Origin of the sequence: Rhizobium sp. GR12, from assembly GCF_036596185.1 — a bacterium.
Classification (GTDB): domain Bacteria; phylum Pseudomonadota; class Alphaproteobacteria; order Rhizobiales; family Rhizobiaceae; genus Agrobacterium; species Agrobacterium nepotum.
In genome coordinates, this window is record NZ_JASXTH010000002.1 from 427,857 (window position 1) to 441,734 (window position 13,878).

The following is a 13,878-nucleotide window of genomic DNA, read 5'->3' on the forward strand; positions in this document are numbered from 1 at the left end:
GGAAAAGAATGGCAAGCCCTTTTTGTTCGCTTCCAGAATAATCTACGAAGCTTGTGGACATGTTTTTTTGGCCATGAGACAGACCCGATGATCAAAGGCACTCACCGCAATAAACACCGCCCGCCACCGTCGCGACAAACGAGTACGATCGATGCCGGCGAACAATAATTCCTGATGTTTCAAGGTTTCGGGCGCGCTGCGGCCGGGCTTCACAAGCTACTGTTGCCTATACTTACGCTTGAAATGAGCAGCACGGCGCGCCGCTGAACGTCGCCATTTACGAATCGTCGCCATAGAAAAGAAGCGAGAGAGTTTCTTTAAAATTCCGCGAAAACCGTGACCGGTCTTGCTGCCGTAATTGCTGCGACCAAACCCCGAATGGCTGATGCCCGTTCCGGCCAGCCAGGCCATGATTGCCCCCTCCTCCTTGTAGTGAAGGCTGATCTCGGCCTCTGTCCTGAAACCGGCATAACCTTGCGGCAGCTTTCTATAGTCTGAAAGCCGCTTCACTGTCGGATTGAACGTAAAACTATGCCAGACGCGATGTGCAGTCGGAGGTATCCGCCAATACGCAATCTCTCCCGACGCATTCGGCATGCGATGGATGTCCCGAGGCATGTCGGCATCCGTTCTGAGCTGCACCAGCGCGACCTGCGGATCCCGCTTCAGTATCTCTATGCCCTTCCCTACCACCTGCGAGGCGGGAAACGCCCAGTCATCTTCCAGATGCAGAATGTAGGGCGTCTGAACTTCCGAGTAGGCTTTGTCGATCGAGCGGTGCTGCCCGATATTGACGCCGTTCAAAATGACCCGAATCGGTTGCTCCGGATACCGTGACGGTATCGTTTGCACCGTTTCGTCGTCCGAATCTTCGATAATAATAAATTCGCGCAGCGGATAATCATTCGTTGAGAAAAAGCTGTCGAGCGTCTCAACGAGGAGATCGGGGCGGCGGCAACTGGTCAGCACTACAGTTAAATCGGACATAGAGTTGTCTCGGAAGGAGTGGTCTCGGAAGGGAACAGCCCGCCGAATACTTCGGCATCAGCTGAGTACGCTCGCGGCCTAAGGCAAAGACCCGTTACACTCGCCACATCTCCGCCATGCAACATGGGCGGTAAATGCCCAAGAATCTCAGGAATGACGTTAAAAGGCAGAGAAATAGCATAAACCCCGAAGATACACCGCCATACATAAGAGTTGATGCAGGTAAAATCACTCAACTGCTGCCATGAGGGTAAGAAACTATCCTCTTATTTTCAAGCATCGAGCTTGACGTAAAAAACGATTTTCACAAAAAAAACGGCGGTGCCGGAGCACCGCCGCTTTATATTTACGTCCTCAATATCCGGCGAAGTCGCCGTCTATCGAAATTACTCGACGATGCTGGCCACGATGCCGGCGCCGACGGTACGGCCGCCTTCGCGGATAGCGAAGCGCAGCTTTTCTTCCATCGCGATCGGAACGATCAGCTCGACTTCAACGGTGACGTTGTCGCCAGGCATAACCATTTCCGTGCCTTCCGGCAGCGAAACGATACCGGTCACGTCAGTCGTACGGAAGTAGAACTGCGGACGGTAGTTCGTGAAGAACGGCGTATGACGGCCGCCTTCTTCCTTCGTCAGGATGTAGGCTTCTGCCATGAACTTCTTGTGCGGCTTGACCGAACCCGGCTTGCACAGGATCTGACCACGCTCGACGCCGTCACGGGTAACGCCGCGAACCAGAGCACCGATGTTGTCGCCAGCCTGGCCCTGATCGAGCAGCTTGCGGAACATTTCAACGCCGGTAACCGTCGTCTTCGACGTCGGACGAATGCCGACGATCTCGACTTCTTCACCAACCTTGACAATACCGCGCTCAACGCGACCCGTCACAACCGTACCACGGCCCGAGATCGAGAATACGTCTTCGATCGGCATCAGGAACGGCTGGTCGATCGGACGCTCAGGCGTCGGGATGTAGGCGTCGACAGCGGCCATCAGCTCGCGGATCGCGTCTTCACCAATCTTCTTGTCGGAATCTTCAAGAGCGGCAAGAGCCGAACCCTTGACGATCGGGATATCGTCGCCCGGGAAGTCGTAGGACGACAGAAGTTCGCGAACTTCCAGTTCAACCAGCTCGAGAAGCTCGGCGTCGTCAACCTGATCGACCTTGTTGAGGAACACGACGATTGCCGGAACGCCAACCTGGCGAGCAAGCAGGATGTGCTCGCGCGTCTGCGGCATCGGGCCGTCGGCTGCCGAGCAAACCAGGATCGCGCCATCCATCTGCGCTGCACCGGTGATCATGTTCTTGACGTAGTCGGCGTGGCCGGGGCAGTCAACGTGGGCATAGTGGCGAGCAGGCGTCTCATATTCGACGTGCGCCGTCGAAATGGTGATGCCGCGCGCCTTTTCTTCCGGCGCAGCGTCGATCTGGTCATACGCCTTGTATTCGCCGAAGTACTTCGTGATCGCAGCAGTCAGCGACGTCTTGCCGTGGTCGACGTGACCGATCGTGCCAATGTTGACGTGCGGCTTATTGCGCTCAAACTTGCTCTTTGCCATGTGAATTGCTTCCTGTGAACGTGAAGTAGTTTCCCCGGGCGGGCCGGTTTGGTGTCGCCGTTTAAGGCTTTGTAAGCGAATGCGCAAGACTTAATTGTTAAAGCGCCTTCGCGCGCGTCCGCAGCGCGCCCCAAGGCGCACATATGGTGCTTTCTTTGCAATATTCAAAGGCGGTTCAGCCTGGCGGCGGCGCGGACGGAGGAGCAGGCCGACAGAACCCCATCCTGCACCCCTCTTCGCACAATCGGATCGCTTGACAAGCTTTTCTTTATCACAACTTCTTTACCTCGACCGGCATCATGGCTTAAGGAAATTTCATCGCCGGGGGGAGACGGGCGAGCGGAACGATGCGCCCGGCGCATCACCTCACGTCACATATTGATCAGCCGCGTTCTCCCGCGCGACCTCTCATTCCGTTTCAGGACCGTTCCATGGAAATTTTCACAGCCGCCGGCTTCACGGCATTCATGCAAGTCATCGCGATCGATCTTGTTCTTGCGGGCGACAACGCCATCGTCATCGGCCTTGCCGCCGCCGGTCTTCCCGCGCATCTTCGCCGCAAGGCGATCCTGGTCGGCATCATCGCCGCGACCGTATTGCGCATCGGTTTCGCCGCCGTCACCGTCCAACTTCTTTCCATCGTCGGCCTGCAACTGTTCGGCGGACTTCTGCTGGCCTGGGTATGCTGGAAGATGTGGTCGGAACTGCGCGATGCCGCAGGCTCCATCGAAGACGAGGTAACGGACGAAGAGGCTGACCTCACCAAGGGTCACAAGACCTTCTTTCAGGCCGCGACCCAGATCGTCATCGCCGATGTATCCATGTCGCTGGATAACGTCCTGGCCGTCGCCGGCGCCGCGCAGGATCATGTAACGGTGCTGATAATCGGCCTCGTCGTTTCGATCGCCCTCATGGGCCTCGCCGCCAACTACGTCGCCAAGCTGCTGCACCGCTATCGCTGGATTTCCTATCTCGGCCTGATGGTCATCATCTATGTGGCGCTCAACATGCTTTACCATGGCGTGATCGAGGTCCTGCCTTACGTCAGAGCCTATCTGGGCTGAAACCGCCTGTCGCTACACCTTCACGAAAAGCCCGGAAACGCAGGTTTCCGGGCTTTTTTCGTGACATACGGGTGCCTAGGCCCCTCGCCCGAACAGCGCCGCAACCATGTTTTCACCGCCTCGAAAACCGCCTCCGGCGGGCGGGGCCGGCCATGGAGAATCGGCCGCCGCAACCGCTGCAACATTCGGATAAGACAAGGAAATCGCGATTTTTCGCCCATGGGTTTTGGTAATTGAGGTCAGCCACGGGCAAGCCTAGGGAGCTAGTCCATAAGTCATAATAATAAAAAGAAAGGTAAAGCCGCCAATGGCTTACGACTGGAGCGGCGGTCGTACCCGCCGCCTTCGCCGGATGAAACTGGGCGCTGTTACAAGCTCTCTCATCCTGCTGGCGCTTTTTGCGGCGCTCGTTCTTGGCTGAACGCGTCAAGCGCACAATCCAACGCTGACCGGCGGCATGGCAAGGTTTTAAAACCGCCCTGCCGCCGCTCCTTCAGGGCTGCACCTGATATACGCGCACGGCACTTTAATTCGATCCGGAGGCCGCCGCGGCACCTATCGAAACAGCCAATAAACGACGCCGAGAATCATCCCCCACATCAGCAATGATATGACCAGTACGGTGAGGTAGTTTCGAAATCGTCTGGTCATCCGCCCACATTGCCGACCGGCCGTTATGGAACAGCCGTAACCGTTTGATTGCTGGATGCGGATCAAACCGCAAGATCAACTCTTTCTATCAAGATGCTGAATCGCAAACCATTCGCAGATTTCACCCACCCGAAAACGGGGTTGCCTGACATGGCAAAACAACGCCGATAGACGGGAACGCGCATTCATCACGGCCCCCGCTCCACATCGCACCGCGATTGATCCAAGGCCCGCAACCTGTCCTGACAATGCCCCAAAAATTGTAAAATACAGATCCCGCCCTTACCGGCAGGATTGACCCGACAGGATTTGCGGAGGGCACGGAAACGCCTCGCGTCCTTTCCAGGACGTAACGAAACAGGCACCAGCCGCCCGAATCAGCGCATCGCGCCTTCCGAAGCTGTTGCGGACGACACGAGGATGTCGGGGCGACGGCGATCAGCCGCCGCCCCGATCCGTATCAGCTCTTCAGCGCCGTGTTGCACAGGCTCCAATAACCGCCACCCTTCTGGATCCATTTCAGATCGCCGAGCGTGCCGTCATTCTTGTTTTTGTGATAGGAGTCGACGCAGGTCTTCAGGCGGGCCTTTCCAGGGGTCTCGCTTGAATATTTCTTATCGACAGCACTCGGAAAAGCGACGCCCTTCGGGGCTCTTACCGTCGCTTTTGCGGGTTCCTTGTCGGTTGTAGCCGCGACTTGCTTGTCGTCGGCAGCATCTTCAGCCGCAGCGTCGCTGCCACAGAACTTGGCGCGATAGTCGTTCCATTTGACATCTTTCGCGGACCCGTCGGTTTTCGCCGCCTGGTACTTCACGCTGCACTCTTTCATGGTGAGTGCGGCTGCGGGGGAGACAAACGCCGCCGACGCGAGCAGCGCTAAAGATGAGAGAATTACAACCCTGTTAATCATTGAAGACTCCCGTTTGCATAATTGCCGGCAGACTATCCGACCGGGCTTTCCGCTTGTCAACGAGCAGTGCAGTAAGGACCAAGGGTTTGAACGCATTGCAACATACGGCGCCTGAAGCTTTACTCGCAACACCGATGAAAATATTCGCCCGATCACTCGTCTTCCGGAATAAAGCCCCCGGTCTGGCGTTTCCAGAGCCGGGCGAACAATCCGCCCCGTTCGATCAGTTCTTCCGGTCGTCCTTCTTCGATAATCCGGCCGTGATCCAGCACGATGATCCGGTCCATTCTGGCAATCGTGGAAAGGCGATGCGCGATCGCGATCACCGTCTTGCCCTCCATCACCAGATTGAGCTTGTCCTGAATGGCCGCCTCGGATTCGCTGTCCAAGGCGGACGTCGCCTCGTCCAGAATGAGGATGGGAGCGTCTTTCAACAACACACGGGCAATGGCGACACGCTGGCGTTGTCCGCCTGAGAGCTTGATACCGCGATCTCCGACAAAAGCCTCATATCCCGTTCGCCCCTCGCTGTCGGCCAGATCGGCAATGAAGGCGTCGGCCTTCGCCACTTTCGACGCCTGCTCTATCTCATCCTGCATCGCCTCCGGCCGCCCATAGCGGATATTGTCGCCCACCGAACGGTGCAGCAGCGCAACATCCTGGGCAATCACTCCGATATTGCGGCGCAGGCTTGCCTGCGTGACATCGCGAATATCCTGATTATCGATACGAATGGCCCCATCCTGAATGTCGTAGAAACGCAGGAGCAGGTTGACCAGCGTCGTCTTTCCCGCACCCGACAATCCCACAAGCCCGACCTTCTCCCCGGCCCGAACGACGAGCGACAGATCATCGACCACGGGTTTGCCGGACTTGTAGGCGAAGCGGATATTGCCGAAGTGTATTTCTCCAAGCGATACGGTCAGCTCTTTGGCGTCCTCCCTGTCGGTAATGGTCGGCGGCGTCGTCATGACAGGCATGGCGTCCTTGATCGTGCCTATCGCCTGAAAGATCTGCTGGCCCATCTGCAGGAAAGTGAATGTGTGCCCCGACAGCCGTTGCAGAATATAGACGGCGCCGACAAATTCCCCGACCGTAATGAAACCCTTCACCAGACCGGAAAAACCGACCGACAGGATCGCCAGCCACAGCGCCATGTTGAGCGCAACGACGACCAGTTCGGACATGCGGTAGACCCGTTGCTCCTTGTGCTGGGTGTGGACCGACTTGTTCAGGATACGACGGATCGCTCCCGCCTCGCTGTCTTCGGCGGCGAACTGCTTGATCATCTGCATGTTGCTGTAGAGATCGGTTATCGCACCGGAGACGAGGCTTCGCTGCTTTGCCGACCGCCGCGACCGCTCCGTGAAGACAGGCGCCAGTTTGACGGCGAGAACGACGTTGAGCACGATCCAGATCAACACCGGCAGCGCGAGTTGCCAGGACAAAGTCCAGAGCAGAACGAGCGAACCGACCATTTGCAGCAGAAAGCGCGGTCCGAGCTGGAATGCGTTGATGATCTGCTGCTGCACGGCCGACGACACCTGCGAGAGGCGCGAGGCCACCTGCCCGGCGTATAGCTCATGGAAAAACGCGAGGTCCTGCCGCTCCACCGCCTTGTGACCCTGCCACTGGATGGCAACCGGCATTGCAATGCCGAGTGTATGCGAGTTCAGCGTATTGAGAAGGAACGACGCGATCGGCATGACCGGGAAGATCAGCACGCCGAGGATTGTGAGCAGCAGCCATTCATTGCGCAGAAAAGCCGCCGCTCCCTGCGCCGTCACACCATCGACGATGACGGACAATCCCCAGATGATCGACAGATTGATGGCTTCCACAACCATGGACGACAAGGCAAGAGCGATGAGAACGCCGCGAAACATCGAAATGAAATGCAGCAGCACCGCGACCGGGCCTTTCGACGGCAGCGGGCGGAAAGGAATGTCGAGCGGCCGTATCAGCGTCTCGAAAGGGCGGAATATCGTATCTGAAATCGACATGGGCCTCTCGGATCACAACTTGGTATCTACGGGGGAGGAATCAGCTACGCACCCGGCATGGAACCACGGGCCGCTCCCGACCTCAATCGCAAACAATGGGAGGCGCTGCCACGGCACCTGAGTGCAAAGCTCGGCACTTGCTCAGAAATGCCGCGCGCATGGATGAAGTAGAGCGCGCAGATCAACGCGCTGCATGCTTTTGCGCACGGGAAAAAACGACGCTGAAAAATCAGCGTGTGTTGGACGTCATTGATCTTATTGGAAAAATCGCTGGAGCGGGTAGCGGGAATCGAACCCGCGTATTCAGCTTGGAAGGCTGCTGCTCTACCATTGAGCTATACCCGCGGTGGTGATTTCGATCCTGCGCAGAATGGTGGAGGGAGTTGGATTTGAACCAACGTAGGCGTAGCCAACGGATTTACAGTCCGTCCCCTTTAACCACTCGGGCATCCCTCCAGCTATCTGCTAGGATCGAGCGACCAAGCTCTTCAGATTTCTCTCCGGCGAAGCGCCGTTGCGTCGTCTGTGGCGCGTATATGACGGCCTCGTTCGTTTCTGTCAACACGCCGTTTCACGAATTTTCGGGAAAAAATTCAAACATCTTTACAGCCCTGTGGATTATCGCGGGGGCTGGTATACGCCTCTTCCCGGAGATATAAGGCGCCATGAGCAAAGACGATCCCAACGACAAATCCACCCGCGACACGCACTATGCCACCCTGCGCCGTGCCGTGCGCGACGCCAAACGCGAGAGGGGCGAAATTCCAACCCCGCAGCCGCAGAAGCGCCGGAACCGCGGCGCGGACGACTGGAAGCCGCCACAGCTTGCGCCGGATCAGGTGCATCTTTACGGCCTGCATACCGTGCGTGCGGCGCTTTCCAATCCCGAACGGCAGATCGTCAAGCTGTCGGTTACCCTGAATGCCTTTGCGCGCCTGGATATCGGCGAGGCGGAGGCCCAGCCCTTCCCGGTCGAGATGGTTTCGCCGCAGGATATCGACAAGGTACTCGGCCCCGAGGCGATCCATCAGGGCGTGATGCTGGAAACCAGGCCGCTGCCGGTCAAGAAGCTCGACGCGTTGAAGAAAAGCCCGTTGATCCTCGTGCTCGATCAGGTCACCGATCCGCATAATGTCGGCGCCATCATGCGCTCGGCGGTCGCCTTCAATGCCGGCGCCGTCATCACCACCATCCGCCATAGCCCGACGGAATCCGGCGTGCTGGCGAAATCCGCATCCGGCGCGCTGGAACTCATCCCCTATATCCAGATCACCAATCTGGCCGATACGCTGGGCGAGCTGCACAAGCTCGGCTTCTTCTCGGTCGGCCTGGATTCGGAAGGCCCCGCCCCCATCGAGCAGACCTTCAGCGGCGCAAAGATCGCGCTGGTGCTGGGAGCCGAAGGCAAGGGATTGCGCCAGAAGACCCGCGAAACCGTCTCGGCGCTCGCCCGTCTCGACATGCCGGGCGAGATCAAATCGCTCAACGTGTCGAATGCGGCGGCCATCGCCCTTTATGCAACGCAGCAATTTCTGGGCAAAGCGTCGTCCTGACGCTTACCTTTCCTTGCGAAATAGCAAAGCACAACGCATGCTGTGCTTTATCATTCGCAAGGAGCAAATCTCGACATGACCGACCTGCCCATTAAACCGACCGGCGAACTGACGCTGCGGACGCTCGCCATGCCGGCCGACGCAAATCCGGCCGGTGATATTTTCGGCGGCTGGGTCATGTCCCAGATGGACTTGGCCAGCGGCATTCGTGCGGCGGAACGGTCCCGCTGTCGCGTGGTCACGGCGGCGGTCAAGGAAATGGCTTTCGAACTGCCGGTGAAGATCGGCGACACTCTGTCCATCTATACCGATATCGCCCGTCTCGGCCGTACCTCCATCACGCTGACGGTAGAGGCCTGGGCGCAGCGGTCGCGTTACGACAAGCTGGAAAAGGTCACCGCCGGCACCTTCATCATGGTGGCGATGGACGAAAACGGGCAACCGACGCCCATTCCTTCGGCGGAGTAGGTGCGATGGAGGCCGCAGTCAACGCCGCGGAAGCCTATTCGCATATCCGCGCCGTCATGGGCATGGTGGTCGGCCTCAGCCTCGCACGCCTGCTGACCGGCCTTGCCGGTTTCGTCCAGCACCCGAAGAAGGAACACATCTATCCCCTGCATCTCGGCTGGGTGGCGTTCCTGTTTCTGATGCTGGTGCATTTCTGGTGGTGGGAACATCGGCTTTCCGCCACCGGCCACATCCTCGGTTTCGGCGCGTTCCTGTTCCTCATCCTGTTCTGCTCGCTGTTCTATTTCCTGTGCGTGCTGCTGTTTCCGACAGAGATGAAGGAATACAAGGGATACGAAGACTATTTCTTTTCCCGCAAAAGCTGGTTCTTCGCCTTCCTGGCCGCACTTTTCGTCACCGATATCGGCGATACGCTGCTGAAGGGGCAGGCTTATCTCTCCTCACTGGGCGCCGAATATCTCATCCGTACCGCTATTTACGTCATTCTGTTCACGCTGGCGGCGTTCATCAGCAATCGCCGTTTTCACAAGTTGCTCGTGGTGTTCGCGCTGGTCTACCAGATCGCCTGGATTTTCCGCACATACGACCTGCTGACCTGAAGAACGCCTGCCCGCCTGTTGTCCCCACCTCTCGTCATTGTGTCGCGGTGACATTTCGCGGAAAATATGACATTCCGCTCGCATGGGATTCATTCGCAGGATAATGCAGGACAGGAGTTCGGCTGGCGCCATCGCCACGCTGGCGGTTCTGCTTTTTCTCCTGCAGGGCCTCGCCAATGGCCTGGCAAGCGGCAACATGGCGATGGCCGCGCTTGCAGCTGATGAGATCATCTGCTCCAGCCATATGCCTGAAGGCGGTTCCGGTAAACAGGACCCGGCCCAAAATCCGGCGGGGAAGATCGCCGACAGTTGCTGCGGCAATCTCTGCCGTCTCGCCTCGACCACCATCGCCGCTCTTCCGGTCAGCCCCGTCGAACGGGCGGACAGTATCGTTCCCCCGGTCGAAATCATCTTTCTGGATCGCGACGCGGCCTCGCCGCCATCGCCACCCAATCTCGAATCGCGCCCACGCGCGCCGCCTTCCACTCCGCAAATGTAAGCAGCTATCCGGCCCTGCCGGAAAATCGACTTTCTCGCGGAGACATCCATGTCCGTTACGACCTCTTTCGAGGGTGAGCGCGCGCCTGCGCATTCCTCGTCCGTAAACCTTTACCGCGCCGTGTGGCGCTGGCATTTCTACGCCGGTCTCTTCGTCCTGCCATTCTTGATATCGCTCTCGGTCACCGGCGCGCTCTATCTCTTCCGGGACGAATTCGACAATCTCATCCATTCGGACCTGAAGCGCACAGAGGTGGTGCAGAACGCGCCAAAAGCACTGCCCTCCGATATCGTGGCGGCGGCGGTTGCGGCCGTTCCCGGCACTGCGGTCAAATATACGACACCCGCCGATCCGGGCGCCTCGACGGAAATCACCGTCAATACGGCGGATGGAAAACGCGCCGTTTACGTCAATACCTATACGGCGCAGGTTGCCGGTTCCCTGCCGGATCGCGGCACCGTCATGTGGACGATCCGCTACCTGCACAGCCTGAAATATTTCGGCACCTATGCCCGTTATCTGATCGAGATCGCCGCCGGCTGGTCCATTCTCCTCGTCGCCACCGGCATCTATCTCTGGTGGCCGCGAAAACAGACCGGCGGTGTCGTCACCGTGCGCGGCACGCCGAAAAAGCGTGTCTTCTGGCGCGATACCCATGCCGTCACCGGAATTTTCGTCGGCTTTTTCATCGTCTTCCTGGCTGTTACCGGCATGCCCTGGTCGGGCGTGTGGGGCGGGAAGGTCAATGAATGGGCGAACGGCAGCAATTTCGGATATCCGGCGGGCGTGCGCACCGATGTTCCGATGTCGGACGACCACCTCAATCACATAGCCAAGACCAGCTGGTCACTGGAACAGGCGAAAATCCCGGAATCCATTGCTTCCACCAGCAGCCAGCCGATCGGGATCGATGCCGCCATTGCGCGTTTCGACGCCCTGGGCCTTGCCGCCGGTTATGCCATCGCCCTGCCCACCAAATCGTCGGGCGTCTACAGCGGCTCCGCCTATCCCGACGATCTCACGAAACAGCGCGTCATCCACCTCGATCAATATAGCGGCGAGCCGCTGATCGATATGAGCTACGCCGATTACGGTCCGCTTGGAAAGGCGCTGGAATGGGGCATCAACGTGCATCTGGGCCAAGAATTCGGCCTTGCCAACCAGATCGTCCTGCTGGTGGCCTGTTTCGGCATTGTCCTGCTCGCCGTTTCCGGCGGCATCATGTGGTGGAAGCGCCGTCCGAAAGGCTCGCTCGGCGTACCGCCCTTGCCGCAGGAAAAACGCGTTTTGCGCGGCTTGCTCGCTTTGCTCGCCATCGGCGGCATCATTTTCCCGCTGGTGGGCGCGAGCCTGCTGGCAATGCTGGCGCTGGATCTCATCGTGCAGCACCGCCAGAGGCGACGCATGCTCTAAAAACGGCAAGCAGCCGGGAGAAAATCCCGGCTGTAACCCTCGCTATCGGCAATGCGACGAGAGGCTGCGTCAGAACATCGTATTGTTGTTCGCAGCCGTCTCCGGAACGGCCTGGATCACGTCCCAATGTTCGGTGATCTTGCCATCGGTGACCCGGAAGATATCGACGATGGCCCTGCCGCGATCACCGTCTTTTTCCGTCGAATGAATATGCAGATAGACCAGATCGCCATCCGTGGCGCTGCGCACGATCCGCGCTTTCGACTGCGGATTATCCTTGAAGAAGCCGGTGAAGTAATCGACGAACGGCGCCTTGCCGTCCGGCACCATCGGATTGTGCTGCTTGTAGCTGTCAACGATCACGGCGGCGCCCTTTGCTACCTCGTGCTTGTTGAAGACGGTATCGTAAAACTCGATCACCAGTTTGCGATTGGCCTCTTCCTGGGCCAGATCGCGTTTTGCGGTTTCCGCCAGAACCGGCGCGGCCACCAGAGCGGGCACGAGAGCGAGAGCGGCGATGGCGAGACGACGTGTTAGGAAATTCATGGGTGCTACCTCTCAGTAACCGACGGTGAAACGCTGGCGGGAATGCTGCGGCTTCTCGATTTCATCGACAAGCGCGATGGCATAATCTTCGAAGGAGATGCGGCTGCCTTGGTCATTGCCGAGAAGGCCATCCTTGCCGAGGCGGAATTTTCCGGTTCTTTCCCCCGGCACGAATTCGGCGGATGGCGACAGGAAGGTCCAGTCGAGTTGCTTTTCCTGTTTCAGCAGATCCAGAAACTCCGCGCCCTTGGTTGCCTCGACCTTGTAGGCGGCGGGGAAATCCGGCAGGTCGACCACGCGCTGGCCCGGCGCGATTTCAAGGCTTCCGGCGCCGCCCACCACGAGATAACGGGGAACGCCGGAGGCGCGCACGGCCTCGATGAGCGTGACAGGATCGCTGGCGGTAAAGTGCACCGAACTGATCACGGCATCGTGACCTTCAAGCAGTTTCGAAAGCCCCGCCTGATCGAAAACATCGCCCTGTTTTGCCACGACATTCGGCAGGCTGGCGATTTTTTCGGGATTGCGGGCGATCGCGGTTACCTTGTGCCCCCGGTCGGAAAGTTCTTTCAGAATACGGGATCCGGCATTGCCGGAGGCTCCGATGAGCGCGATTTTGGCCATAGCTTCTTCCTTTGTCGGTATCGTTATTGGTCTAGATAATAGACCGCTGACGAAAGCTATGGTATCGCAACCCCCACCGCAAGAAGTCAGCTGCCGCTGATCAGGTCACATGGCGATGACCTGCCGGGGTTAAGAAAATGGAGAGGGCGAGGAAAATGCCGGACACGCAAACGAAAGAAATCTTTGCCTTCGAGCAGCCCTGCCCCATCCGCGACGTGCTGGATCGCATCGGCGATCAATGGAGCCTGCTGGTTCTGGAGGCATTGCAGGGCGGCGTTTTGCGCTTCAACGAACTGAACCGCAAGATCGGCGATATTTCCAAGCAGATGTTGTCGCGCACGCTGAAGCGGCTGGAGGAAGACGGTTTCATCCGCCGCACGCTCTATGCGCAGGTGCCGCCGCGCGTGGAATACGAACTGACCAATCTCGGCCGTTCGTTTCTGGTGCCCATGCAATTGCTGGTGCAATGGGCCGACGAGAACCACGTTGGCATTTGCAGGGCGCGGCTGCACTATGCCGGCAGCGGCACGGGATCGTAACACCCCCGCTCCCCTCGGCCGTGGCGAAGATCCCGCCACGGCGGTCGGAAAAGCCGTGCGGCGATCAGGACCGGAAGATGAACGATGCGCCGAAAGCGATCAGCGCAAAACCGATCACATGGTTGAACGTGATGCTTTCCTTCAGCCAGAACACCGAGAACAGCGCAAAGACCGCAAGCGTTATGACTTCCTGAATGGTCTTGAGCTGCGCCGTCGAATAGACCTCCGATCCCATGCGGTTTGCGGGCACGGCGAGAACGTATTCGAAGAAGGCGATACCCCAGCTTGCGACGATCGCCAGAAAGAGCGCACTGCCCTTGTGCTTGAGATGCCCATACCAGGCAAAGGTCATGAAAACATTGGAAAGAACGAGCATCAGGACAGGCCAGATGTGGGCGGGGCTGATCGAGAACGGCATGGTGGATCCTGGAGGATGAAGGGAGGGATGTCATAAAAGGCA

14 protein-coding genes and 2 tRNA genes are annotated in these 13,878 nt (G+C 58.4%); 7 read left to right on the forward strand and 9 right to left on the reverse strand.

The features are described 5' to 3' along the window. Positions 1 to 216: 216 nt before the first annotated feature. Both QSK43_RS05070 and tuf read right to left on the reverse strand, forming a co-directional pair. Positions 217 to 987: a glycosyltransferase gene (locus QSK43_RS05070; RefSeq protein ID WP_332302511.1), complete on the reverse strand. Its 771-nt coding sequence runs from the start codon at positions 985 to 987 to the stop codon at positions 217 to 219. Positions 988 to 1,373: 386 nt separating this feature from the next. Next, positions 1,374 to 2,549, reverse strand: a complete 1,176-nt coding sequence (gene tuf, locus QSK43_RS05075) for an elongation factor Tu (protein WP_332302506.1) — start codon at positions 2,547 to 2,549, stop codon at positions 1,374 to 1,376. Positions 2,550 to 2,980: 431 nt separating this feature from the next. Between tuf and QSK43_RS05080 the strand changes: the two genes are divergently transcribed. Then, positions 2,981 to 3,613 (forward strand): TerC family protein, encoded by a 633-nt coding sequence (locus QSK43_RS05080; RefSeq protein WP_332302512.1) that lies wholly within the window; start codon positions 2,981 to 2,983, stop codon positions 3,611 to 3,613. Between the two features lie 1,111 nt (positions 3,614 to 4,724). On the opposite strand, the gene QSK43_RS05085 is transcribed toward QSK43_RS05080, so the two are convergent. The 4 genes from QSK43_RS05085 to QSK43_RS05100 form a co-directional block, all read right to left on the reverse strand. Beyond that, on the reverse strand, positions 4,725 to 5,174 hold the full coding sequence (locus tag QSK43_RS05085; protein ID WP_045023888.1) for a hypothetical protein: 450 nt from the start codon (positions 5,172 to 5,174) through the stop codon (positions 4,725 to 4,727). Positions 5,175 to 5,326: 152 nt separating this feature from the next. Beyond that, the gene (locus tag QSK43_RS05090; protein WP_332302513.1) at positions 5,327 to 7,177 is read right to left on the reverse strand and encodes an ABC transporter ATP-binding protein; all 1,851 of its coding nucleotides are present in this window, start codon (positions 7,175 to 7,177) and stop codon (positions 5,327 to 5,329) included. A 271-nt stretch (positions 7,178 to 7,448) separates the two neighbouring features. After that, positions 7,449 to 7,522 (reverse strand) — tRNA-Gly (locus tag QSK43_RS05095). A gap of 26 nt (positions 7,523 to 7,548) precedes the next feature. Then, positions 7,549 to 7,633 (reverse strand) — tRNA-Tyr (locus tag QSK43_RS05100). 209 nt (positions 7,634 to 7,842) lie between these two features. On the opposite strand from QSK43_RS05100, the gene rlmB reads away from it, so the two are divergent. The 5 genes from rlmB to QSK43_RS05125 all read left to right on the forward strand — a co-directional run bounded on the left by rlmB (position 7,843) and on the right by QSK43_RS05125 (position 11,709). Then, positions 7,843 to 8,730, forward strand: coding sequence for a 23S rRNA (guanosine(2251)-2'-O)-methyltransferase RlmB (rlmB, locus tag QSK43_RS05105; RefSeq protein ID WP_332302514.1), 888 nt, complete (start codon positions 7,843 to 7,845; stop codon positions 8,728 to 8,730). Positions 8,731 to 8,805: 75 nt separating this feature from the next. Beyond that, the gene (locus QSK43_RS05110) at positions 8,806 to 9,198 is read left to right on the forward strand and encodes an acyl-CoA thioesterase (RefSeq protein WP_045023883.1); all 393 of its coding nucleotides are present in this window, start codon (positions 8,806 to 8,808) and stop codon (positions 9,196 to 9,198) included. Between the two features lie 5 nt (positions 9,199 to 9,203). Continuing rightward, positions 9,204 to 9,797, forward strand: coding sequence for a hypothetical protein (locus tag QSK43_RS05115; RefSeq protein ID WP_045023881.1), 594 nt, complete (start codon positions 9,204 to 9,206; stop codon positions 9,795 to 9,797). 82 nt (positions 9,798 to 9,879) lie between these two features. Next, positions 9,880 to 10,296: a DUF2946 family protein gene (locus QSK43_RS05120; RefSeq protein ID WP_332302515.1), complete on the forward strand. Its 417-nt coding sequence runs from the start codon at positions 9,880 to 9,882 to the stop codon at positions 10,294 to 10,296. 48 nt (positions 10,297 to 10,344) lie between these two features. Continuing rightward, on the forward strand, positions 10,345 to 11,709 hold the full coding sequence (locus tag QSK43_RS05125) for a PepSY-associated TM helix domain-containing protein (RefSeq protein WP_332302516.1): 1,365 nt from the start codon (positions 10,345 to 10,347) through the stop codon (positions 11,707 to 11,709). Between the two features lie 69 nt (positions 11,710 to 11,778). On the opposite strand, the gene QSK43_RS05130 is transcribed toward QSK43_RS05125, so the two are convergent. Together QSK43_RS05130 and QSK43_RS05135 are read right to left on the reverse strand one after the other, a co-directional pair. Next, complete coding sequence (locus QSK43_RS05130; RefSeq protein ID WP_332302517.1) at positions 11,779 to 12,255, reverse strand: nuclear transport factor 2 family protein; 477 nt, start codon at positions 12,253 to 12,255, stop codon at positions 11,779 to 11,781. A 12-nt stretch (positions 12,256 to 12,267) separates the two neighbouring features. After that, the gene (locus tag QSK43_RS05135) at positions 12,268 to 12,879 is read right to left on the reverse strand and encodes an NAD(P)-dependent oxidoreductase (protein WP_332302518.1); all 612 of its coding nucleotides are present in this window, start codon (positions 12,877 to 12,879) and stop codon (positions 12,268 to 12,270) included. Positions 12,880 to 13,034: 155 nt separating this feature from the next. Between QSK43_RS05135 and QSK43_RS05140 the strand changes: the two genes are divergently transcribed. Further along, a complete protein-coding gene (locus QSK43_RS05140) occupies positions 13,035 to 13,418 on the forward strand; it encodes a winged helix-turn-helix transcriptional regulator (protein WP_332302519.1) in 384 nt (127 codons plus the stop codon). A 64-nt stretch (positions 13,419 to 13,482) separates the two neighbouring features. On the opposite strand, the gene QSK43_RS05145 is transcribed toward QSK43_RS05140, so the two are convergent. Next, positions 13,483 to 13,836 carry a DMT family protein gene (locus QSK43_RS05145; RefSeq protein ID WP_332302520.1) on the reverse strand — a complete coding sequence of 118 codons (354 nt, stop codon included), beginning with the start codon at positions 13,834 to 13,836 and terminating at the stop codon, positions 13,483 to 13,485. Positions 13,837 to 13,878 lie beyond the last annotated feature (42 nt).

What these genes read in the sequence shown, in the direction of transcription:
- QSK43_RS05090 (WP_332302513.1), bottom strand. Translation starts at nt 7,177, where the DNA reads ATGTCGATTTCAGATACGATATTCCGCCCTTTCGAGACGCTGATACGG.
- QSK43_RS05140 (WP_332302519.1), top strand. Translation starts at nt 13,035, where the DNA reads ATGCCGGACACGCAAACGAAAGAAATCTTTGCCTTCGAGCAGCCCTGC.
- QSK43_RS05130 (WP_332302517.1), bottom strand. Translation starts at nt 12,255, where the DNA reads ATGAATTTCCTAACACGTCGTCTCGCCATCGCCGCTCTCGCTCTCGTG.
- QSK43_RS05135 (WP_332302518.1), bottom strand. Translation starts at nt 12,879, where the DNA reads ATGGCCAAAATCGCGCTCATCGGAGCCTCCGGCAATGCCGGATCCCGT.
- QSK43_RS05145 (WP_332302520.1), bottom strand. Translation starts at nt 13,836, where the DNA reads ATGCCGTTCTCGATCAGCCCCGCCCACATCTGGCCTGTCCTGATGCTC.
- QSK43_RS05120 (WP_332302515.1), top strand. Translation starts at nt 9,880, where the DNA reads ATGGGATTCATTCGCAGGATAATGCAGGACAGGAGTTCGGCTGGCGCC.
- QSK43_RS05115 (WP_045023881.1), top strand. Translation starts at nt 9,204, where the DNA reads ATGGAGGCCGCAGTCAACGCCGCGGAAGCCTATTCGCATATCCGCGCC.
- tuf (WP_332302506.1), bottom strand. Translation starts at nt 2,549, where the DNA reads ATGGCAAAGAGCAAGTTTGAGCGCAATAAGCCGCACGTCAACATTGGC.
- rlmB (WP_332302514.1), top strand. Translation starts at nt 7,843, where the DNA reads ATGAGCAAAGACGATCCCAACGACAAATCCACCCGCGACACGCACTAT.
- QSK43_RS05125 (WP_332302516.1), top strand. Translation starts at nt 10,345, where the DNA reads ATGTCCGTTACGACCTCTTTCGAGGGTGAGCGCGCGCCTGCGCATTCC.
- QSK43_RS05080 (WP_332302512.1), top strand. Translation starts at nt 2,981, where the DNA reads ATGGAAATTTTCACAGCCGCCGGCTTCACGGCATTCATGCAAGTCATC.
- QSK43_RS05085 (WP_045023888.1), bottom strand. Translation starts at nt 5,174, where the DNA reads ATGATTAACAGGGTTGTAATTCTCTCATCTTTAGCGCTGCTCGCGTCG.
- QSK43_RS05110 (WP_045023883.1), top strand. Translation starts at nt 8,806, where the DNA reads ATGACCGACCTGCCCATTAAACCGACCGGCGAACTGACGCTGCGGACG.
- QSK43_RS05070 (WP_332302511.1), bottom strand. Translation starts at nt 987, where the DNA reads ATGTCCGATTTAACTGTAGTGCTGACCAGTTGCCGCCGCCCCGATCTC.